Source organism: Kosakonia sp. LAM2021 (assembly GCF_016620385.1).
GTDB lineage: Bacteria > Pseudomonadota > Gammaproteobacteria > Enterobacterales > Enterobacteriaceae > Kosakonia > Kosakonia sacchari.
In genome coordinates this window covers 889,302-910,881 of sequence record NZ_JAENHT010000001.1, presented here as the reverse complement: position 1 = coordinate 910,881, position 21,580 = coordinate 889,302, and the positions used below count along the sequence as shown (strand labels likewise).

Annotated in this window: 19 protein-coding genes; all 19 read right to left on the bottom strand. The window is 55.1% G+C overall.

Going from position 1 to position 21,580, the window contains the following annotated elements:
- Positions 1-127 precede the first annotated feature (127 nt).
- Positions 128-475 (bottom strand): DUF3592 domain-containing protein, encoded by a 348-nt coding sequence (locus JKP81_RS04320; protein WP_200550709.1) that lies wholly within the window; start codon positions 473-475, stop codon positions 128-130.
- Positions 476-699: 224 nt separating this feature from the next.
- Complete coding sequence (locus JKP81_RS04315; protein WP_200550708.1) at positions 700-1,059, bottom strand: hypothetical protein; 360 nt, start codon at positions 1,057-1,059, stop codon at positions 700-702.
- A gap of 15 nt (positions 1,060-1,074) precedes the next feature.
- On the bottom strand, positions 1,075-3,267 hold the full coding sequence (locus tag JKP81_RS04310; protein ID WP_234455470.1) for a type VI secretion system Vgr family protein: 2,193 nt from the start codon (positions 3,265-3,267) through the stop codon (positions 1,075-1,077).
- Between the two features lie 60 nt (positions 3,268-3,327).
- On the bottom strand, positions 3,328-3,705 hold the full coding sequence (locus tag JKP81_RS04305) for a DcrB-related protein (RefSeq protein WP_200550707.1): 378 nt from the start codon (positions 3,703-3,705) through the stop codon (positions 3,328-3,330).
- A 142-nt stretch (positions 3,706-3,847) separates the two neighbouring features.
- On the bottom strand, positions 3,848-5,314 hold the full coding sequence (locus tag JKP81_RS04300) for a serine/threonine-protein kinase (protein ID WP_200550706.1): 1,467 nt from the start codon (positions 5,312-5,314) through the stop codon (positions 3,848-3,850).
- Between the two features lie 26 nt (positions 5,315-5,340).
- Positions 5,341-7,959, bottom strand: coding sequence for a type VI secretion system ATPase TssH (gene tssH, locus JKP81_RS04295; RefSeq protein WP_200550705.1), 2,619 nt, complete (start codon positions 7,957-7,959; stop codon positions 5,341-5,343).
- 113 nt (positions 7,960-8,072) lie between these two features.
- Positions 8,073-9,116 (bottom strand): type VI secretion system baseplate subunit TssG, encoded by a 1,044-nt coding sequence (gene tssG, locus JKP81_RS04290; protein ID WP_200550704.1) that lies wholly within the window; start codon positions 9,114-9,116, stop codon positions 8,073-8,075.
- Positions 9,113-10,984, bottom strand: a complete 1,872-nt coding sequence (tssF, locus tag JKP81_RS04285) for a type VI secretion system baseplate subunit TssF (protein WP_200550703.1) — start codon at positions 10,982-10,984, stop codon at positions 9,113-9,115. Before tssF ends, tssG begins: the two co-directional genes overlap by 4 nt.
- Positions 10,985-10,986: 2 nt before the next feature.
- On the bottom strand, positions 10,987-11,556 hold the full coding sequence (gene tssE / locus JKP81_RS04280) for a type VI secretion system baseplate subunit TssE (RefSeq protein WP_200550702.1): 570 nt from the start codon (positions 11,554-11,556) through the stop codon (positions 10,987-10,989).
- Entirely contained in the window at positions 11,549-12,361 is an 813-nt protein-coding gene (locus JKP81_RS04275; RefSeq protein ID WP_200550701.1) for a type VI secretion system accessory protein TagJ, read from the bottom strand. The genes tssE and JKP81_RS04275 overlap by 8 nt, the downstream gene beginning before the upstream one ends.
- A 9-nt stretch (positions 12,362-12,370) precedes the next feature.
- Positions 12,371-13,360: a hypothetical protein gene (locus JKP81_RS04270; protein WP_200550700.1), complete on the bottom strand. Its 990-nt coding sequence runs from the start codon at positions 13,358-13,360 to the stop codon at positions 12,371-12,373.
- Between the two features lie 20 nt (positions 13,361-13,380).
- On the bottom strand, positions 13,381-14,175 hold the full coding sequence (locus tag JKP81_RS04265; RefSeq protein ID WP_017457022.1) for a PP2C family serine/threonine-protein phosphatase: 795 nt from the start codon (positions 14,173-14,175) through the stop codon (positions 13,381-13,383).
- Positions 14,172-15,965: a type VI secretion system-associated FHA domain protein TagH gene (gene tagH, locus JKP81_RS04260; RefSeq protein ID WP_200550699.1), complete on the bottom strand. Its 1,794-nt coding sequence runs from the start codon at positions 15,963-15,965 to the stop codon at positions 14,172-14,174. The genes JKP81_RS04265 and tagH overlap by 4 nt, the downstream gene beginning before the upstream one ends.
- A 129-nt stretch (positions 15,966-16,094) precedes the next feature.
- Complete coding sequence (locus JKP81_RS04255) at positions 16,095-16,931, bottom strand: lysozyme inhibitor LprI family protein (RefSeq protein WP_200550698.1); 837 nt, start codon at positions 16,929-16,931, stop codon at positions 16,095-16,097.
- Between the two features lie 102 nt (positions 16,932-17,033).
- Positions 17,034-17,828, bottom strand: a complete 795-nt coding sequence (locus JKP81_RS04250; protein WP_200550697.1) for a lysozyme inhibitor LprI family protein — start codon at positions 17,826-17,828, stop codon at positions 17,034-17,036.
- A gap of 3 nt (positions 17,829-17,831) precedes the next feature.
- A complete protein-coding gene (locus JKP81_RS04245; protein WP_200550696.1) occupies positions 17,832-18,665 on the bottom strand; it encodes a peptidoglycan-binding protein in 834 nt (277 codons plus the stop codon).
- Positions 18,666-18,868: 203 nt separating this feature from the next.
- Positions 18,869-19,351, bottom strand: coding sequence for a type VI secretion system tube protein Hcp (locus tag JKP81_RS04240; protein WP_017457017.1), 483 nt, complete (start codon positions 19,349-19,351; stop codon positions 18,869-18,871).
- Between the two features lie 249 nt (positions 19,352-19,600).
- The gene (locus JKP81_RS04235; protein ID WP_200550695.1) at positions 19,601-20,038 is read right to left on the bottom strand and encodes a Rap1a/Tai family immunity protein; all 438 of its coding nucleotides are present in this window, start codon (positions 20,036-20,038) and stop codon (positions 19,601-19,603) included.
- Between the two features lie 39 nt (positions 20,039-20,077).
- Positions 20,078-21,580, bottom strand: coding sequence for a type VI secretion system contractile sheath large subunit (tssC, locus tag JKP81_RS04230; protein WP_017457015.1), 1,503 nt, complete (start codon positions 21,578-21,580; stop codon positions 20,078-20,080).

Here is a 21,580-nt window from a genome sequence, read left to right as displayed (position 1 = left end):
CTTTTTCCCTGTCAAAAACGATCGCACTCACTGAAAAACCGTTAGCTTTACAGCCCCCGACCTTCAAAAAAAGCCAACCAGATTATCTTCGCAACTGGCCGATTCGAGTCACCATTCACAATGGTGGCTATTCCATATCCTGAGGGACCAAATAAATCTGCTGAGGATTTTCGGGTAAATAAAATAGTTGCACAGTATTTTTCCTCATTACCTTGATCAAATCTTCAGGTGTGAAATACCTTTTAGCCTGTGCTCTAATGACACCATATTTTGTTTCAAATTCTACTTTTACTTTAAATTTAACATTACCTGTGCCGGATACGCCGATATTTTTCTTATCAAGAATCTTGGCCTCTACTTTTATACCCTTAGCTCTAAATCTGTCATCATCATAACCGGATTTCATAATCCCATAAATAAGCCAGGCTATAACCAATACGATAATCACAATAGACCACATTGATGAATCTGACATCGATTAACCTTATATAAGAACTGTAATATATGGATTTAAATTCTTAATCTAGAAATAGTTACACAACAGTAGGTAATATTCAGCACACATCCATTTTTAATGATTTTCATCTGGTTGTTTTTGACAGTGTTGGTTTCTGCCTCAACTACCATAGCTGTGTACTGAGCACGATAAAAGAGTAAGACGTTGCCGATGACAACGTCTAGACTAAGCCATATATTTAATTACTTTATCCGACTTTCTGATTCAAGTATCAGCCATATTTTTTTAGGATTTTCTTTTTTGTAGTAAATATCCACTTTGCGCTCTCGCTCGAGAGGCATCATATCTAACACAGTAACGACCTGTGTTTTTTCCAGACTTATATCTTGACCATCTTGCGTAGTAAAAGAAAGCGTAAAGACACATTTTGGCGAACCCGTACCTGAAGTGGATATTTGCTTGATATTATTTATCTTAGCAACTGTCCTTATACCGTTCTTTTTAAAATCATCATGAACCATCCCTGTATGGAATACCAAATAAATAAGGAAGCATGGCGCTGCAATACTTATAAATAGCCCTATATTCCCACCAATAGACATGCTTGCTCCTGTTTATTAAAAAAATGTTGACAATGCGGCCGTATGGATCATGATTTTTCTCATCATTATCACTGCATTAGATTTCAGCTCAGCTCTAACTACTGGGTTCATTAAGTCAAATTTTTTGTTACTATACTCAAAAATGCTGTAGCCAATGTTAGTACCATTGAATCCCATGTTTGACAAGTTAATGCTAATGGCGGAGGCTGCATATGTTTCCTGATGTAAATGGGAGTTACTCGTGAAATAAGGCGAATCGATATTTACCTCTGTATCACTTTTGATGGTAATTACATTTGGTGAGGATATATGTACACCACCATTTGTTATTTTTTGCACCCAGTTGCCATTGATATTAACACTGACATTACCTTCAATATTTTGTTCTTGCCCGTTTGCTTTGATTGTTAAATAATCACCAGAATCTATAGTGGCAGAGCGTGGGCCATATATAAAATCAACTTTACGATCAGAAATTTTACTTTCATCGCCACCACTTGTAATTTCTAATCTCCTGCCATTAGTAATAGTTATTTTTTCGCCATTATTAAACTTCTTCACTTCAGCATCGTCAACGGTTGTCGTGCGCTTCGCACGATAGTGGAACGAGGCGTCGCCGGTGACATCGTCTTTCTGCTCTTTCAGAATGGTCGTCGTGCGATTGCCGTCAATGTTGACCGTCTTGTCATTTTCCACCGAGACTTTCATATCTTTTTCGGAATGCAACTCGACAGCTTCGCTTCCGGCGCGATCCTCAAAAAACAGGTAGCTAGCGTTGTCTTTGCTACCGTCTTTACTGCGGGTCATAAAGCCCATGCGCGTTGAGTCGTCCGGCAGTGACCACGGCGGCATACTCGCTTCGTTATAGACGCGTCCGGTGACGATCGGCCGGTCCGGGTCGCCGTTGATAAAGTCGATCACCACTTCGTCGCCCACGCGCGGGATTTGCACCCCGCCGAAACCCTGTCCTGCCCAGGCACTCGACACGCGCACCCAGCAGGAGCTGGTGTCATCGCCTTTTGCCAGACGGTCCCAGTGGAATTTCACCTTCACCCGGCCATATTTATCCGTCCAGATGCTTTCGCCCTGCGGCCCGACCACTTTCGCCGTCTGCGGGCCGTAGGTCTTCGGCCATGCCGTCACCGCCGCCGGGCGGAACACCACCGACGACGGAATCACGGTGAAATCGATGCGGTGCACCGTTTCCCCGTCTGAACCGCTGGCATAGCGGTTTTCCTCGAAAAAGTAGTTCGCTTCGGTGGTCAGGTACTCGCCGTTATCACTGAAAAACGGCGCGTTATACAGCGCGAAGGTGTTTCCCGGTGCGACGCCAGTCGCCGTGGCGGTGCCCTGAATCTGCTGGTGCTCCACCTGCCAGCGCTCCTGGCGGATACGTGCGTAATACTCCCCGTGACCGTGCTCGACAAAACGCCCCGGCCAGTCGTACACGTCAATGCTGCCCGGCTGCGGTGACGCCGGGTTCTGCCGCGCCTGGAACAGCCACGCGTTTGGTTTGCGGAAGTCGTAATCGTCGAGGCTGTAAATGCCCGGCGTCACGCTGTCCTCCAGCGCCCACTGGCTGATACCCTCTTCATCCGTGCTGCCGCCGGACGGCGTCTGGTGATAGGGAATGGTTTCGTAGCCGCTGAAGGGCTGATGTTCGGTCGCTGCGTCGGTCAGCACCAGCACATGGCGGTCGGCTTCGTGACGGAAATGGTAGGCGATGCCTTCAAGCTCCATCAGACGGCTGATGAAATCGAGGCTCGATTCCTGGTACTGCACGCAGTAATCCCAGGTGCGGTAACTACCGGTCAGCTTATCTTCCACGTTCACCTGATATTCGCCGAGCAGCGTTTTCACTATCTGCGGCGCAGTCTGGCCCTGGAAGATACGCAGGTTACGGTCGCGTTTCATCGGCCACAGATCCGGCTCCACGGTGAGCTGATACACCGCGTAACGCGTCCCCGAAAGTTCCACGGCGCTCACCGCCACGCGGGTGATTTTGCCATTGATATAGCGCGTACCCGTTCCCTGGGTGGGAATATTGACGGTTGCGGATTGCCCCAGCAGCTTGCTGCGGTCTGCCCGCGCATCGGTGCCCAGTACCGTCAGCGCCAGCGTAAATGACTCCGACAGCGCTTCGCGCCCGGCAAGTTTCCAGAAAAGTAAACCCTCGACGGGTAACGTCGCCGTGATTCTGTTCTGCATAACGAGAGATCCCTACTCAGTGTCTGTCAGCGGCAATCAGCGCACGGTAAAACCTGCGCGCTATTTTGCGCGATGAAATTTAATACTCTGGATGATTTGTTGATATTGCTTTTGATGTTCTTCGCTGAATTCGCCAGGGCAGGTGCCGACGTAGCTCACCATTTTTTTTCCGGCGAGATCGTCGAGCAAAATTAATGTCTGGCGCTGGAAGATAACGTGGTTGTCATTTTTGAACTGGTAGAAGAGCTCCACGGCGGGATAACCGTCCACTTCCAGCATTTCCGACGATTCAAGATGAAAATCGATGAGCGTCATCTCCAGCTCACGCGTTTTTCGGGCAGCGAGGGCGTGAACTTTATCGTCAGCTTTTGCATTACTTCGCGATACGACAAACGTAAATTCACCGCCACCCTGATTGCTGTGTGTTAATAAATTCATAGTTCTGTCTTTTTAATATAACGAGCGAGACGAGCGTTGTTATGGCAACAAGAAGACATTGCATCAGCATGCAATGTGAAAAATGACGCGCGCGGGAATGGCTTCCCGCGCGCTGCCGGGCGCCAGCCCGGAGGAACCACCACTATTGTGCTTGCGGGTTGATAAGCCAGGTGCCTGGCTGCCCAATAGTAATGGTCTGGCTGCGGGTCTGACCGTTGCCCTGCAATACCAGGTTGTAACGCCCCGGTTGCAGCTTCAGTGAAGCAAAACCGTTGGTGGCCGGAGAAACAGACTGCGCTTCGCCGTTCAACGTCAGTTTTTCACCCTCGTTCATACGCACGAAAATCTGCGCAACCGGCTCTTGCACCGCAGGCGCAGTGGTCTGGCTTTGTGTCTGCGTGGTTTGCGACGGCGTCGCCGCAGGTGCGGTAGTTGTCTCCTGCACGGTCTGGCGTGGCGGCTCAGCGGCCTGCTGTGTGGTTTGCTGCTGATCGCTGTTGCTGGCATTCTGCGTCGCCGCCGTGTCCGGCGAGGAACTTCCGCCAAACAGCGCCGCACCCGCAATCACCCCAACGATAACGCCCGCCGCCACCAGCCCCGGCACTTTGTAACGTTTCACACTACTCAGCGCATCGGTTTTTTCCGCTGTTTCTTCGACCGGCACCAGCATGGTGCCCGGCTGTTTTACGCTCATGACGTCGTCGATCCCGGCGACCGGCATTTCAATCAGCGCGGCGAATTCATCGACCGTTTGCGGACGGTCTTCCATTTTCAGCGACAGCGCGCGATCCACCGCCTGCAACAGCGTATGCGAATAACCCGGCAAACCGCGCTGCGTCAGCGGAACATAGGTGTCCTGGATGCTGCGCACCACGCTTACCGGCGGCGGTGAGCCAATAATCAGCGTGTGCAGTACCGCGCCAAGGGCGTAAATATCGGTCCACGGCCCCTGCTCGCTTTCGTTGTCGTCGGTGTATTGTTCAATCGGCGCATAACCCGGACGCAGCATGGTTTCGGTTTCATCGGAAACCGAGCCAATACTGCGACGCGCAGAGCCGAAATCGAGCAACACCGGCAAGCCGTTATCCTGAATCTGGATGTTATCCAGTGAGATATCGCGGTGCAGGTAGCCTTCGTCATGAATGGTTTTGATAGCACCCAGCAGCATCGGCAGCATGCGGCGGATCCACGCTTCATTAATTAGCGTCGGGTTCTTTTCACGCAGGCGGGAAAGCGTAGTACCGCTGTAAAACACCGTCCCCATGTAAGCGGTGTCGTTCTGCACCCAGAAGCGCAGCACATGCAGCAGGTTCGGGTGGTTGAAGCGCGCCAGCAGACGCGCCTCCTGAATAAAACTGTTCAGCCCGGCGGTAAATGCTTTACTGAAGCGCTCGCTGCGCAGCACCAGTGTCATGTCATCATTACGTACCGCCAGCGACGACGGCATAAACTCTTTAATCGCGATGGTTCGCTCAAGCTGGTGATCCTTGGCGCGATAGACGATGCCAAAACCACCGCCGCCGATCACTTCTAAAATTTCGAACTCGTTGAAGCGATATCCCGGTGGCAGTGCATTCGGTACACTCCGGTTGTTATCGTGATCCGTCATATTGGAAAACTCTCTTGATAATGGCTTTACGCCGCAAACTGACAGTGAAACTCACCCTGCTCAAACGTGACCCGTAAGCGCTTATATTGCTCGTCGCGCGCGCTGGCGTCGAGTAATAGCTGGCTCATCAGCGGCAGCAGTGTATTAGTAAGGATGGCGTCCACCATACGGCCACCCGATTCGACTTCCGTACAGCGGGCAACGATTTGCGCCACCACGCTGTCGTCCACTTCCGACACAATCCCGTGGTTGTCTGCCAGACGGCGCTGAATGCGTTTAAGCTGCAGGCGCACAATCATCGCCAGCATCTCGTCGCTGAGCGGGTAGTACGGGACCACCAGCAAACGTCCCAGCAGCGCTGGCGGGAAAACCTGCAACAGCGGTGGACGCAGCGCATCGCGCAGGGCGTCCGGTTCCGGCATCAGTTCCGGATCGGCACACATGCCGGTAATCAGCTCAGTCCCGACGTTGGAGGTGAGAATAATAATGGTGTTACGAAAATCAATATGGCGGCCTTCGCCATCTTCCATCCAGCCTTTATCGAACACCTGGAAGAAGATTTCGTGTACGTCCGGGTGGGCTTTTTCGATCTCATCAAGCAGCACCACGCTGTAAGGACGGCGGCGCACCGCTTCGGTTAACACACCGCCTTCACCGTAACCCACATAGCCTGGAGGCGCGCCTTTCAGCGTGGAAACCATATGCGCTTCCTGGAATTCACTCATGTTGATGGTGATAACGTTCTGCTCGCCGCCGTACAGCGACTCTGCCAGCGCCAGCGCGGTTTCGGTTTTACCGACACCGGACGGGCCGCACAACATAAACACACCCACCGGTTTATTCGGATCGTCCAGGCGCGCACGCGAAGTCTGTACCCGTTTGGCAATCAGTTCCAGGCCGTGGCGCTGTCCAATCACGCGTTCGTTGAGGGTATCGGCGAGTTTCAGCACCGCGTCGATTTCGTTTTTCACCATCCGCCCCAGCGGGATGCCGGTCCAGTCGGACACCACCGCCGCCACCACGTTAGCATCGACCGAGGTAAACAGCAGCGGCGCGTCGCCCTGTAGCGCTCGCAGTTCTGCCTGCTGTTGCGTCAGCGTGGCGCGTAAATCGACCAGCGCCTCTTCCGGCGAGGTGTGCAGCTGCGCGCGCAGCGCAATAATCGCGTCTACCAGCGCCTGCTCCTGCTCCCAGCGCGCCGTCAGTTCATCACGTTGTTGCGCCAGTTTTTCCAGCTCGACCTGCAATTTCTCCACACGATCGCTTTCACCGGTCGCCATTTTCGCTTCACGGTTGGCAATCTCAACTTCCACGTCCAGCGCGGCGATGCGGTGCAGGCAATCTTCCAGCTGCGGCGGCGGAGAACTTTGGCTTACCGCGACGCGCGCGCAGGCAGTGTCGAGCAGCGCAACAGCTTTATCCGGCAACTGGCGCGCCGGAATGTAGCGGTGCGAGAGTTTCACCGCCGCGACAACCGCTTCATCCAGCAGCAGCACGCGATGGTGTTTTTCCAGTGCGGAAACGGTGCTGCGCAGCATCAGTACCGCTTTTTCTTCATCTGGTTCGGCGACCTGTACGGTCTGGAAACGGCGAGTCAGCGCCGGATCTTTCTCAATGTATTTTTTGTATTCCGCCCAGGTGGTCGCGCCGATGGTGCGAAGCTGACCACGCGCCAGCGCCGGTTTCAGCAGGTTGGCGGCATCGCCCGTGCCCTGCTGGCCGCCTGCGCCAATTAGCGTGTGGATTTCGTCGATAAACAGAATGATCGGCGTCGGGCTCGATTGCACTTCGTTAATCAGCGACTGTAAACGCGCTTCAAACTCGCCCTTCATTCCCGCACCCGCCTGCAACATGCCGATATCCAGCAGCCAAAGCTGAACATCCACCAGCGGCTCCGGCACATCACCTGCCGCTATGCGCAGCGCCAGCCCTTCCACGACCGCCGTTTTACCCACGCCCGCTTCACCGGTGAGCAGCGGGTTGTTCTGGCGGCGACGCATCAGAATATCCACCATCTGGCGGATCTCTTCATCACGTCCCACTACCGGGTCGATTTTACCGTCGCGCGCACGCGCAGTCAGATCCTGACCATACTGCGCCAGCGTGCCCTGCTGCTGCGGTACGCCTGCACCGGCGTCATCGTTCAGCGCCACGGTGACCTGCTGGCTCTCTTTGCTGTTAGCAAAAATGGCGTCGAAGTTATCCAGCAACGCATCGGCGCTGATACGCTCAAACTGCGGCGAAATGCCTTTCAGCACGTTTGCCAGGCTCCAGGTTTTCAGGATCCCGGCCAGCAGATGACCGCCACGAATGCGCGTCACGCCATATTTTAACGAGCCATATACCCACGCGCGTTCAACGGCGGTATCAATGTGTTCTGACAAGTCGGAAACCGAACTTGCGCCGCGCGGCAGTTTGTCCAGCGCCGCGACGATATCGCGCGTCAGCGCCTCTTCATCCAGCGAAAAGTGGCGAATAACCTGCTGCAGATCGCCGTCCGTCTGTTGCATCAGTTGATGCAGCCAGTGAACCAGCTCCACATACGGGTTGCCACGCAGCTTGCAAAAGGCGGTGGCGCTTTCCAGCGAGGTAAATAACAGCGTATCGAGTTTGCCGAACAGAACGGCGCGGCTGATTTCTGACATGAGTTCATCCATTATTCATAATTAGTGTGCAGTCATCCTTACAAGCCAGCTCGTCGTGCGATACGACATGCAGGATGTGTGCGTACGTCAGACCAGGAAACTAACAACGGAGGTTATCCCTCCGGGCTGAAAACCAAATCTCCTCGCGCTTGTGGCGTCGGTTGAGCGCCAAGCCAGGCGCTGTAACCCAGACGCCCGGCCCCGCCAAGCGTGGCACCGGCGACATCCTCACTGCGCAAAATCACTTTCACCGCCCACTGGTACTCAATGCCCAGATACTGGCGCACCCAGTCGCGTAGCGCGGCGACATATTTTTCACCCGGCATAAAACGCCGGTAGGTATCGACGTTAAGCGGGCCAATTTCGATGCGAAACTTATGGCACACATCGCGCACGGCTTCGCCAAGAAATGCCGATTGCCCGAGGCGCGGCGCGTGTCGCCCGCCCTGTAAGCGCGCGCGTTCACGTTCGCTGAGCGGCATCCACTGCGGTACGTTTTCAACAATGGTGACCGGCACGTTGAAATAGCTGCGCAGGATCTTCGCCAGCCCTTCCGGGTCGCGCCCGTTACGGGTCAGATGCCCGGCAAGGGCAAAGCGCGCGTGCGGGCTTAAGCTGCCTTTTTCCAGTTGTCCTGGCTGACCCATGCCGATCAGCGAGGCAATGTACTGCTCAAAACGTTTGTTATCCTGACGATCCAGTGAAACGGTCGGTTGCGCATCAGCCCAGGCACGGTAAAACAGCAGCGCCAGGCGGTGATGAAAGAGATCGGCGAAGGCGCTCAGGCTGTCATCCTGGTGGTGCGCGATACGTTCGCTGGCATATTCAGTCAGGTGAACCGGCAGCGGGCCGTTGGGGCCAAACAGGCCAAAACTGAGAATCGAGACGTCATACAGCGACGAGTTTTCGCGTTGGCTAACGCGTGAAAGCGTCGACGGTGCAAAACCAAGAGAAGGTGTTTGCCCAATACGCAACGACTCGAAACGCGGCAGCGGCGCGCGACCCAGCGGGTAACGCTCACCGCCACGCGCATCAACACGGCGCAGCAGCGTAAACAGATCGTAGCGCCACGGCGTTGCCATTACGTTTTGCCAGAACGCCTCCGGCAGCGCACTGGCGCGCGTAATGACCGGCGCGCTGCTCAGCGTTTCGGTCATATCAGCGCCCTCTTGCCCATGCGCGGCGGCCAGTAACCTACTTCCCCGCGCTGCTGGCTCTTAAGTGTGAATTCGGTAAAGCTGTTCATGCCGACCAGACGGGCGAAAACGCGCTCCAGTACGCTGCCAAACAGATACGGGCTGAAGCCGGAAAACGCCTGCTCATCGACCGTCAGGGTAATGCCAATACCGCGCGCGAAAACAATCGGCCCCGGTTCAGGCACGCGGCGATGCACCGGTTCGAGCACGCAGTGGCGCACGCCTTCAATCTGACGCGCGACCGGCGCTTCCGCCAGCCGGGTATAAAGCCCCAGCAACTGGCGCAGCGCCGCAGCGCCTTCGCCGTCTTCGCCATCCATCAGGCTTAAGTAGTTCATCTGCAACTGGCTGATCAGCCGCCAGGTGCTCAACCCTTCTGCCAGAGCCGGACGCGGTGGTGTCGGGCCTTTACGCAGCTGTAAGGTTTTGACCGGCAGCGAATCCGGCAACACAAACTGGCCAATCTCCTGCTGCAACATCAGCGGCAGATCGCGGCTGGTGCACAGCACTTCGGCGGTGATGTAGCGTAACTCTTCCCGCCACGGCGCATGCTGTTCATCCACCAGCGAGGCGAACACTTCCGAACCGATGTAACCGGTACGCGTGCCGTAACGCTGTGCATGTTCCGATAAGGCACGCTGTTCGCGGCGCAGCGAAAAGTAAGCGCCGTAGTTGCCCTCATCCTGGCTCCAGCTACTCCAGAACGGGCGAAAAGTTTGCTCATCACGCTGACCGTCAATGCTGGCGTGAATTTTAGTAACGGCGTAAATCTCGTAATCCAGCGGACGGATGTTATCGACCACCAGATGGTACTCATGCAGGCTGTCACTCAGCTTCTGGCGTTCCGCCACTTTCGGGAACAGGTTAATCACCGGCGTGCAGTGCAGCGCGAGGTGGCTTTTATCCACCACCCGTTCAAGCTGCGCATCGGCTTTGTCGAGCAGGATGATGATATCGAAAGACTTCGCTTCACCGCTTTGCGCCAGCATTGTGCGCAAGCCATGCAGGCTGATAAACAGGAAACGCGACGGGAAAGCAAAGTACTCCTGCAACAGACGGTAGCCGTCAAAGTTGCGCAGATCGTCCGGCAGCAGAGCCTGGTCTGCGCTGAAGCCTTCCTGGCGCAACGCATCGTCGGCCAGCACCAGCGGCGGGGTTTTCTGCCCGTTCGCCTGGCACAGCATCCCGACCTGGTGACCCATTACCAGTTCGAGGAGTTTAAGCGCCTGCATATCCGGGCCGCTTAAGAAGAACTCAAGACGGTCGAAATCAAGATGGCTGAGATTTACCGGGCCGTCGCAACTCAGGCGAATACGCAGTGCGCTTTGCGCCCCGCGCTGGCTTAAACCGACCTGCGCCAGCGGCAGATCGGCGGGTACGCCGCCCAGCTCCACCTGGCTGATTTTCAGCGGCAGCAGCGTGACATCATGCGCGGTGGTGTAACTACAGGTGACGCCGTTCTTTTTCATCACCTGGCTGTCCATCATGGTGCCGCGTGGCACCACAAAACCGTTGCTCAAATCCCCTTTCGCGCTGTCCGGTTGCAGTTCGGCAATCGCCATGGACGGCGTGGGGGCAAGGTAATTCGGCGCGACCATTTCCAGCAAACGCTGGGAGAAACGCGGGAATTCGGCATCCATTTTTAACTGCACGCGCGAGGTCAGAAAGGCAAAACCTTCCATCAGGCGTTCGACATACGGGTCGGAAACATCCATGCCGCGCATGCCCAGACGCCCGGCAACTTTCGGGTAGCGCCCGGCGAACTCCTGACCCATTTCGCGCAGCCAGGCCAGTTCGCGGTTGTAATATTCGAGTAATTTGCTGTCCATCGTTACCCCGCGTCTTTCAGCTCGAAATGCCCGTTTTCCAGATCCACATCGGTACGAAACAAGAACTCCAGCGGATAAGGCACGCACCACAGGCGGCCTTTGATCTCAATCGACAAGACATTATGCAGATCCAGCGATTGGGTATCGGAGATGCAGCGCACCTGTAATCCTTGCGGAAGAATGCGCGGTTCAAAATGCAAAATCGCGTCGGTCAGTTTGCGCTGGATATCCTGCCATTCGATATCCGACATACGCTTGCCCGCCAGCGGCGACACGCCAAAGTTCACCACCGAACGCCGCACCTGGTCAAAACCGGTGAGATCCTGCTGCGCTTCGTTATTAATGGTATTGAAAAGCCACTGCAAATCGCGCAGCACATGACGACGCAGCGCGGAGTGCGAAACCAGATTGTTATTCACCGGCTCCTGCACTTTATCCGGCGCGTCATCCGTCAGGCGATCGAGCAGCGAAGGCTGCATTTTATCGCGCGCGCCAACGGTATCTTTCCCGCGCCGCGAGCGCCAGCCGCTACGCAGCAGGTCGCTCTCTTCATCATGCGCAGAGTTACTCATCTGCGGCTTCCACGTTAAAACTGACGGTGGCAAGGTCAAGCAGCGAATATTCGGCGCTATCGTTGAGCCACACTTTTTGCCCCTGCCCGATATAGTGCGGCGCATCGCCTGGCAACTGCTGCCATTCGGTGACGCGACACAGTTTAAAGCGGTCATCGGCATTGACATCCAGCGGGTAGCGCGCCGGGATCTGGCACACCTGTTCGCTGCCATCCTGCAAGCGCACCAGCGTGTGACGCCACACTAAATCGGTGACGCTGGCCGGGGGCTGGAACTGCATCGCGGAAATGGCGCTGAACGGCAGCCAGAAATAACGGCCATTGACGATAGCTTCGCACACCGGGCCAAAGCGGCAATCGCCATCCATCAGCCAGTCAAAGCGCAGGGTTTGACCGTCCTGCGTCGTCAACTGGCCGGGATTGGCGTCGGCCATTTCCAGCGCGGCTTCACGGTGTGCACCGGCATTCGCCGTTTCCGGCTCCAGCGCGCTGACCATGGACGCCAGCCACGGCCATTGCTGATCCGGCGTAACCGGACGCGCGCGCCCTGCCATCACTTCCGCGCGCTGGCGCTCGCCTTCAATGGCTTGTTCCAGCAGCGTAACGGTCGGCTGCGCCTGCGGTTTTAACGCCTGCCAGCTTTTTAACTGCGCCAGCGCGCGCGACCAGTTGCCATCAAGGCACAACAGTTGTGCAAAAGCGGCGCGCAGATCGGCGTCGCCCGGCTGCGTGCGGATACGGCTTTCGAGCTGCGACAGGCTTTCCTGCAACGATTCGCCCGCCAGTTGTTGAAACAACGTGTTCATCGCCGCTCCTTAATTAACCGTTTTGTAGGTGCCAACCGCCGGGTTGCGTAGCTGCGGGTGCAGCGAGTCAATCAGCAAAATATTCAGATGCGTACCCGGTTCGAACCACGGCGTCCACGCTTTGCGCACTTCATCAATACGCGCCTGTAAACGCGCCTGGTCATTTGCCACATCGCGGGAGATTTCCACCGCCACGGTGCCATTAGCCTGCCAGCCATTCAGGGCGTCAACATACGGTAGGATCATCCAGCTCTGCGCCAGCGTGCCTTCGCTGACCACCATACGTTCGTTGTTGACGGTGGTGATCAACAGGCGATCCGCATCCACACTGGCGTTCAGACCACTAACCGGGAAGCCATGCACAAAGGTCATGGTGATTTTCTTTTCCACACCGTTGCTGAGTTGCGTCACCACGCTGCGTCCGTTCAGCCAGCCGCCCTTCTCACACTTGCCATCTTCTTTAGCGGGAATAAACAGCGCGGGCGTACCGGCGCCGCCCTGCCAGAAGGTGCGCAGATGGCAGCCATCCTGCAAAGTGAACTCCTGCCACGGCGCACGGCTGGCGGGCGGCGACAGATCTTCAGCGCGACCAGTAGGCGCAACCAGCCCGGAAGTCGGGGTTGCCGCGGGCGCAGTAGTCGCACCGGTTGAGGTGACCACAGGATCCCACTCTTTGGCTTTATCGGCGGTGCCTTCAGCCAGCGTCGCGCCTTGTGGGTCGGTCAGTTTCCAGCGTACCTGCGTCAGCGTACCGCACTGGTTTTCCAGCAGCGCGCCAAGACGCGGTAAAAAGCTATTCAGTACCGAGGGTTTTTTATCGCCGCTGGCGACAATGCGCAGCGGCAGCGTCTTCGCACACCAGCTTTTTGGCGTGTTATCGGCGATGTTGTCGATCCAGACATCCAGTTTTTGCGAAGGCGATTGCACGATGCGGTAGTTTTCTGCCTGCACGCTGCCACACACTGCCAGCAGGGCCAAACCCGGTAGCCAAAGTTTCATAAAAGTCCTTGTAAGCTGTATCAATCACGAAGAGGGAAAAACTGCGCGGCTTCAGAGAGCGTATGCAAAAGCGTCGTCTCCTGAGGCGTGCCCATCCACACCGCTACGGCGCTATAGTTGTCCTGCTGGGTCTGCGCCCCGACACCGTTTTTCAGCAGGATTTGATTCATCAACGTCAGCCACTCATCCGGCGTATTCACCATGTGCAGCGACTGTTGCATCTGCTCCTCGGTGACGCCGTGCCAGAAACCATCCGTGCACAGCAAAAAAGCATCGCCATCTTCAATCGGCACCACATCACTGTAGCTCGGTTCACGCTCATCCTCGCCCAACCCCAGCGCGAAATAGAGCAAGTTACCGTTGATGCCTTCGGTCTGGTGTCCGGCGTCTTTCATCTGCTGGACCAGGCTGTGATCGGTAGTGACGTGGTAAAGCCAGCCGCGACGAAACAGATACAAGCGGCTGTCACCCGCGTGCGCCCAGTAGGCAAGCTGGTAATCGCGATCGATAAACAGGCTCACCATGGTGGTGCCCATGCGGTGATAATCCTGCACCGCTTTTTGCTCTTCGCGGATGGCGCGGTTCGCGCCATTCACGTATTGACGAATGTACTGGGCATTGAGGTGCTCATCACCGTCGAACCGGGTGATAATGGCGTTTCGCGCCAGTTGCGCCGCCACGTCACCGCCGGGTAAACCGGCGATGCCATCGCAGACCACAAAGCAGGCGGCGCGCTCGCCGATGGTTTCCCCGGTCTGATCCTGATTACTGGCACGTTCGCCCTGTCGCGAAATAGAGGCCGTGCTGATATTCATTCTTCCGATCCGCTTTGTGAGTCTTTGTACTGGTTGACTTCCATGTCGTAAGCGTGGAGGAACGCTTCGCCAAACAGGGTGTGGAAGTCATCGTCAATCTCACCGGCGGTCTGGGCGTAGGTACGCACGTAGTAATCCCATAACGCGGCTTTACGGTTGGAGAGCACACCAAGCCGCGCGGTCGCACCGTCGCGTTTGGCGTCATCTTCCAGTTGCTCCGGGTTAAACTGCTGCAGCATGGCAGCGATAATGGCGCGAATACCGGAGATCATCCCCAGCTGGTGCGCCTGTAAATCGATCAGCGCATCACGCACCGATTTTTTCGGCGGCATAAAGCCAGGCATACGCGTACCGAACATCTGCATCAGCACGGTTTTACCGGACGGCAGCAGTTTGAACGGGTTGTTCGCATCGTCCAGCACCATGGTCATGTCCGCTTTTACACCGCGTTTCAGAATAGAACGCGACGATAACAGCGCGACAGTGCCCTGCGAGAACATGCTCAGCATCTGACCGAACTGGCGCATATTTTCTTTATCAAACTGCGGCACCGGCTGCATGTCGCCAAGCCCCATGCCTTCCAGCAGCGCATCGAGCAGTTCGCCTTTCAGCACATCACCGCTGTCGCCGGTGCTGGCAGACGGTGCGCTTTTTGCGCCATTGCTTTGTACCGGATCGATACGCAGACGCCCTTTCGGCGTTTGCGCGGCGCTGCGCTGTACCGCTTGCGGTGTTGGCAGCGTGATACCGGCATAATCCTGCGGCTCCTGCACCTCTTCCGGCGCGTCGTCGGCAAACAGCGGTGTTGCGCTCAAATCTTCCGGGCGCAGCTCGGTAATGATCGGCTGAGCGGTTGGCGGTGCTTCCGGCGTGTTCAGATCGGTGATGATTGGCTGTGATTCAGCTGGTTTCTGCGCCGCCAGTTCATCGGCATGCGCCAGCGGCACCGCGCCGCTCAGCAGGCCAAGCGGATCGTCGCTGCGGGTTTGCTTCGTGCTCGCGCTACCGCCAAACAGCGCCAGCGGATCGAGCTCGTCACTATCCGGCGTGTGCGGTTTTTGTGTCGGTTCAACCGGCGGCACCAGCGTAGAAGGCGTAGCATCGTTGAAGATGCTGTCGTTTTTAAACAACTGCTCGTCGTTAAACAGCTGATCCGAGGCCAGCGATTTCGGCGTCACCAGCGGTTCATTGTTACTGAGCAGCGACAGCGGATCTTCCGGGTTGCGCTCCGGCCCTTTCGGCGCGGCGAACGGGTTAAGATTTTGCGCTTCCTGCGGTTTCGCACGGCTGCTGGAGATGCTGTCGGAGATGGAAAACTCCTGCATCAGGCTGTCCCAGATTTCCGTCGGCACGGACGCCGGTGCGCCTTCTGGCGCGTTTTTCTGCGCCGGAGCGGGTGCCGGTTTTGCCACCTGCGGCTGCGCTGGCTTCGGGTACATCTCTTCAGCCATGCGGGTGACAGGGCGGGTATCCTGAATCAGATCGGTGACTTCAATACGGTATTCATCGATGCCAAGAATATCGCCATCCTGCAGCTCAACCTGACGACCACGTTCCAGGGGGATGTCATTCAGTACGACGCGGGTCACGTTGCCACGGTTGGTGACGCGGCATTCGCCATTGCCGGCGATATGAACAATTGCCTGCAAACGTGAAATGGAACGGTCGTTGTCCGGCAGCACCAGATTGTTGTCCGTGCCGCGGCCAATGGTGCCGCCCGGGGGATAAAAGTCGCAGCTACTTTGTGGCGGCTGATGACCGGGTTTACTGGTAATAATAGTGAATCGCATCGCGTATTCCTGCTGGAGTTATGTGCACTCAAACGGTGCCGCTTTAGCTAAAACGGCTGCGTTTGAAGACAAGCGAAAAGAAGGTCGACGTTCGCGAACCCGGCGCAGCCACCGGATAAGTCTCTTGTTTTACTGGATTTTACTGACCAATTCAAAGGTCCGTTGTTGCATCGATTTTGTTAAGCAGGCCGCGTCTGTCTGGCACTGGTTGCGTTTTTTAAGCCAGTCGCGCTGCGCCGCTTTCATGCCAGCTAACGCAGCTTTATCCGCCGGGTCAATTTCTTGCTGTTGCTGCAACTGAATGGTGTAGGCGTCGGTCACGCTGCGATCCCAAGAAGAAAGATCATCACTGCTGCAAATAGTTTGTTCAATAGCGTTCAGTTTTGCATCACAGGAAAAACTGGGCTTTGCTTTTTCATCGGGTTTCACGCGTTGCATAACAACATAGCTATTATCAAACCAGTTCATTACCGCACTATCGTCTGATAGCAGCGCAACCCAGTTTTTGATCGACACGCCATCAGTCGAAAGATAACCAGACTTACATTGTATAAGGATCGGTGTAATTTTCAGACTTCCCGGTTGTTCGAAACCGAAATCCTTCGCGACCGGAGTCCTGGGTTCGACATAGCGTTCACCGGACGTTTTAAGAATAGCCTCGTCAAGCGTCATCGGGGATTGGGTGGTATACGTAGGCTGCTGGCAGTCGACATCCCATATCAATTCACCATAAGCTGAGTTTCCATCTAAACGAATGACTCTTCCTACATAACGTGGATCGCCAGGGATGGTTGAGACTCTTGCCGTGGCCTGGTGATCCGGTTCAGCGGAAATAATACGCCATGCCCCCAAAATGGAGGATGGCGCTTCTGCTGCGCTGGCAGCACCATGACTCAACGACACCAGTGCGGCTAAGACGACCCATTTCACGCGAGCCGGGGTAAATCGAATGATGCTTCCTGTCATGTTTTCCCTGCCATCTCATCCAGTGGCGCACATGCAATACGTACAAGGTCTTACTGCTTAGCAGGGATGGCAACCAGCCATCCCTTTATTACACGAAACGACTCAGACCCCGTCCAGGCTGTGCGCCAGCGTTTCCAGACGATCGTTCATCGATTTTTTCAGGCATTGCACATCGCCATTGCAGCTATTGCGCTGGCTCAACCAGGCTTTCTGCTGCGATTGCAGTTTGTTTTCCAGATCTTTATTGCCCAGGCTTACCGCTTCTTTGCGGAACGAACGGTAAGAACGGGCAACGCTGTTATCCAGCGCCGCCAGCTCGCGATCGCCGCAAATCGCTTTTTCCGGTGCGGAAGCGGCTTTTGCACAATCAAACGAGGCCTGCGGTTTGCTGTTTTTATCCACCGGCGTGAGTAAAAGGATGGTGCCATCCGTCCAGTTCAGCAGTAAGCGCTGATTAACGAATGCCAGACTGGCGTCGCTACCCGCATCGCCGTTAGCAAAGTGACCCGATGCGCAGGTAATGTTTTCAACCTGCGTTTTCGTTTTCCCGTCTAACCCCAGCTCATAGGTTTTCGCCGCGTCTTTCTCCGGGATGGACTGCGTGGCTGCAACCCAGGCATCCAGCGTGCTGCTGCTTTCTTTCATCGCGGGTGACTGGCAATCCGAGCCGCCCGGAAGCGTAGTGCTGATGCCTTGCGGCGTCACGCTCAGAAAGCGCCCGACAAGGCGATCATCGTTGAACTGATAGTTCAGGGTGCGTTCTGTTTCGGTATTAATAAACGCTTTTTCAACCTGCCACTCGCCCTGTACCGGTGAATTGCCCGCCTGCGCCGCCGAAGAGAACAGCGCCAGGCAAGTGAGCGTTGCCGCTACGATCTGTTTAGTGTGAGTCGTCATTGATCAATTTGTCCCGTAGTCGCCGTTTAAGAAAAGATTCACTTCAAAATTACGACGATTAATCAAACCCTTCATAACTTTGTGCTTACTGGTGTTCGCGCGTTTAATTTCTGTCATCGCGTCAGAGATCTGCCCGCGGTTGATAAAACCAAACACGTTGTTCAGCCGTCCACCGGGGTTATACGCAAAGGAGACCAGCGCGTCGAATTCATACTGCTTCAGCGGCACAAAAATACCATTTCTCACCGCGTTAACGTATGGCGGAACGGTGGCACGCAGTAAATTTGTCTCCTGATCGGCGGTAAGACGCACCAGTTTCGCGTTATCCGCAACAAACTGACTTGCCTGGTCGTCGTGCAATTTGGCGGCTTTACTGATTTTTTCTGCGGTTACCGCATCAATGCCGATTTCAATCATTTTCGCTTTGATAGATTGCTCGGAGCGCTCTTTCATGTCGTAGCCCGGCCCGAGCGTCACGCCGCTCGCGCCGCCTGGCCAGTGCAGGTAACAACTTTTGTTTGCCCAGGCTTCGCGATGAAAAATAAATGTCATGCCACTGGCGGAAATATCCATCGCTCCGACAGCCTGTCGCCCGGCGCTGCCGGAAATAGGCGGCTGCGGCGCGCGGGTAGTGACCGGTTTACCCAATGCAGCAAGGGTGCGTCGCCCGACAATGCCATCAACATGTAAACTCTGTTTCGCCTGAAATTGTTTGACGGCAATTTCGGTTTTTAAGCCGAAAATACCATCTTCACCGACTTTCGCTCCCGATTTATTCAGTAGCTGCTGTAACTCTTTAACATTCGTACCACGATCACCCTTGCGCATAACACTCATTCGTTCATCCTCAAAATATTCTTTAATATTTATACGCACTCAAAAGAAACAGCTTTCATAAAAGCGGCTGCGTTTGAGTAGCAAATTATTCTGTTGGGGACAACGTGACTCACTCAATATAAAAAAGAGACAGCTTTTAAAAATTTAAATAATGATTAGGGTGAAAAAAAACAAGGTGAGCCCTTGCGGGCTCACCACAGCGATTACGCTTCTTTGTTTTCTTTGATGTTCCAGCCAGCGCTGGTTTCAGCACCTTTACCACCGGAAGAGGACTGCTCCCAGTACTGCTGTTTCACTTTCGCAGCCTGGAATGCATAGGTCACACCTACGGTGTCGCCGTTGTCAGCACCGGTGTACTGAACGGAAGTCACCAGCACATCTTCCAGGGTGATGCGTGCATACTCAACCTGCTGGCCGCCTGCTTTGCAGACAGACAGCTCAACTTTGGTCAAGTGTTTGCCGCTGGCGCAATGTTTCAGGATAGCCGTCGTGGATTTATCAATGAGTGCGTTAACATGCAGGTCATTAAAATTGACTTTACCGGCACCGCCGCCACCGCCAACGCTCATGTTTCCAGGTTGTGAAGCACCCCAGGAAAAAGATGTGATATCAGTCCAGCCGGTGTGGTTAGAGTCTTTAGATTCACCCGTAACTCCATCGACCTTCAGAAACATATCAATAGCCATAATATTTACTCTTCGTTAATGATAAATATTGCTTTCGAAAAAGCGCTTATATGGCAAACGGGTAAGCATGGGGCCGAATAAAACCGTCCATATTTTACCTCTGCCTCGTTTGATTCTGAAAAGATTATGCATCTGTTCAGAAACACTCATTCCCTCGGATGAGAGAAAGAATTCATGACATTCTGACGCCAATATAACGACGTGGCGTTACGGAAATAGCACTATCAGCGTTCAGATAATTCGCTCGCGTTATTTATTGCGCGATGGTTTGTTTTTTTCGCAGCCACCATGATGCTGCGTCATCGCTTCGATAATTAATCTCGACGCGCGCTCCTGTTTCAGCCTCTCAGGTGGCAAGCTGCGAAAGTAGCTATACACAATTTCATGCAGCGTGATGGATTTAAACCGCCGGTAACTGCACCAGACTGTCCCTTCCGTGGTATCCAGCACGCCTAATAAATAGAGATCGGCTTTAATGCGCTCGCGCTCGTTGCTTTTAGATGTCCAGGCGTTGAAAAAGCGCTCGCCGCGCATATTCACATCCTGGCTGGTGAGCAACGCCGGGTCGCGCAAAAAATTGGCGGTATCGTCTTGCGGCAACGCCTGCGCGCGCGGGGTGTAATCCTGTTCTGCCCAGCTCAACGCTGAACAGAACAACAGACCGGCTAACATAATGCGATGTCGCATCGTCACATCCTTGTGGTTAACGAAGCCGGCCTGTGTGGCTTACGCCTCTTTGGTTTTCAGCGACGGCAGTTTGGATACCAGACGCAGAGAAACGGTCAGACCTTCCAGCTGGTAGTGCGGACGCAGGAAGAATTTCGCCGCGTAGTAGCCCGGGTTGTCTTCGATTTCCTGCACCTGCACTTCTGCCGCAGCCAGCGGTTTACGCGCCTTGGTTTCCTGCGAGGAGTTCGCCGGGTCACCGTCGACGTAGTTCATCACCCAGTCGTTCAGCCAGCGTTCCATTTCGTCGCGCTCGCGGAAAGAGCCGATTTTGTCGCGCACAATGCACTTCAGGTAGTGCGCAAAACGGCAGCAGGCGAACAGATACGGCAGACGCGAAGCCAGACGTGCGTTAGCGGTCGCGTCGGCGTCGTGATACTCCATCGGTTTTTGCAGCGACTGCGCGCCAATAAACGCAGCAAAGTCGGAGTTTTTACGGTGGATAAGCGGCATAAAGCCGTTTTTCGCCAGTTCTGCTTCGCGACGGTCGCTGATGGCGATCTCGGTCGGACACTTCATGTCCACGCCGCCGTCATCGCTCGGGAAGGTATGGCATGGCAGGTTTTCTACCGCACCACCGGATTCCACACCGCGAATCGACGTACACCAGCCGTACTCTTTGAACGAACGGTTAATGTTCGTTGCCATCGCGTACGCGGCGTTCGCCCACGAATAGTTGTTGTGGTTCGCGCCATCGGTCTCTTCTTCGAAATCGAAGCTGTCAACCGGGTTGGTGCGAATACCGTACGGCAGACGCGACAGAAAACGCGGCATCACCAGGCCAAGGTAACGGGCATCTTCAGATTCACGCAGTGAACGCCAGGCGGCGTACTCGGTGTTCTGGAAGATTTTCGTCAGATCGCGCGGGTTCGCCAGCTCCTGCCAGGATTCCATCTGCATCACGCTTGGCGCAGTACCGGTAATGAACGGGCAGTGCGCCGCCGCGCCGATGCGCGCCATTTCGCCCAGCAGTTCGACATCCTGCGGGCTGTGATCGAAGTAGTAGTCGCCAACCAGGCAGCCAAACGGCTCGCCACCGAACTGACCGTACTCTTCTTCGTAGATTTTTTTGAACAGCGGGCTCTGGTCCCAGCCCACGCCTTTAAAGCGTTTCAGGTTACGGCCCAGTTCCTGCTTGGAGATGCTCATAAAGCGGATTTTCAGCATCTCGTCGGTTTCGGTGTTGTTCACCAGATGGCTCAGACCGCGCCACGCGCTTTCCAGTTTCTGGAAATCTTCATGGTGGATTATCTGGTTAATCTGCTGCGACAGCTTTTCATCAATCCCGGCAATCAGGTTCTGAATGGTGCGATAGGTATCGCTGGAAAAGGTGACGGTGTTTTCCAGCGCCTGTTGCGCCAGCGTTTTTACCGCGCTTTCTACCGCGGAACGCGCCTGGTCCGTTTTCGGACGGAACTCTTTGCTGAGCAGCGCGCTGAATTCATCCTGGCTGAAGGCCTGTGCGCCCTGCTGCAGTTCTTGCTGTTGAGAAGGGTTGCTCAT

Coding starts and splice junctions, on each gene's coding strand:
- JKP81_RS04320 (WP_200550709.1), bottom strand. CDS start 475: ATGTCAGATTCATCAATGTGGTCTATTGTGATTATCGTATTGGTTATA.
- JKP81_RS04315 (WP_200550708.1), bottom strand. CDS start 1,059: ATGTCTATTGGTGGGAATATAGGGCTATTTATAAGTATTGCAGCGCCA.
- JKP81_RS04310 (WP_234455470.1), bottom strand. CDS start 3,267: ATGCAGAACAGAATCACGGCGACGTTACCCGTCGAGGGTTTACTTTTC.
- JKP81_RS04305 (WP_200550707.1), bottom strand. CDS start 3,705: ATGAATTTATTAACACACAGCAATCAGGGTGGCGGTGAATTTACGTTT.
- JKP81_RS04300 (WP_200550706.1), bottom strand. CDS start 5,314: ATGACGGATCACGATAACAACCGGAGTGTACCGAATGCACTGCCACCG.
- tssH (WP_200550705.1), bottom strand. CDS start 7,959: ATGTCAGAAATCAGCCGCGCCGTTCTGTTCGGCAAACTCGATACGCTG.
- tssG (WP_200550704.1), bottom strand. CDS start 9,116: ATGACCGAAACGCTGAGCAGCGCGCCGGTCATTACGCGCGCCAGTGCG.
- tssF (WP_200550703.1), bottom strand. CDS start 10,984: ATGGACAGCAAATTACTCGAATATTACAACCGCGAACTGGCCTGGCTG.
- tssE (WP_200550702.1), bottom strand. CDS start 11,556: ATGAGTAACTCTGCGCATGATGAAGAGAGCGACCTGCTGCGTAGCGGC.
- JKP81_RS04275 (WP_200550701.1), bottom strand. CDS start 12,361: ATGAACACGTTGTTTCAACAACTGGCGGGCGAATCGTTGCAGGAAAGC.
- JKP81_RS04270 (WP_200550700.1), bottom strand. CDS start 13,360: ATGAAACTTTGGCTACCGGGTTTGGCCCTGCTGGCAGTGTGTGGCAGC.
- JKP81_RS04265 (WP_017457022.1), bottom strand. CDS start 14,175: ATGAATATCAGCACGGCCTCTATTTCGCGACAGGGCGAACGTGCCAGT.
- tagH (WP_200550699.1), bottom strand. CDS start 15,965: ATGCGATTCACTATTATTACCAGTAAACCCGGTCATCAGCCGCCACAA.
- JKP81_RS04255 (WP_200550698.1), bottom strand. CDS start 16,931: ATGACAGGAAGCATCATTCGATTTACCCCGGCTCGCGTGAAATGGGTC.
- JKP81_RS04250 (WP_200550697.1), bottom strand. CDS start 17,828: ATGACGACTCACACTAAACAGATCGTAGCGGCAACGCTCACTTGCCTG.
- JKP81_RS04245 (WP_200550696.1), bottom strand. CDS start 18,665: ATGAGTGTTATGCGCAAGGGTGATCGTGGTACGAATGTTAAAGAGTTA.
- JKP81_RS04240 (WP_017457017.1), bottom strand. CDS start 19,351: ATGGCTATTGATATGTTTCTGAAGGTCGATGGAGTTACGGGTGAATCT.
- JKP81_RS04235 (WP_200550695.1), bottom strand. CDS start 20,038: ATGCGACATCGCATTATGTTAGCCGGTCTGTTGTTCTGTTCAGCGTTG.
- tssC (WP_017457015.1), bottom strand. CDS start 21,580: ATGAGCAACCCTTCTCAACAGCAAGAACTGCAGCAGGGCGCACAGGCC.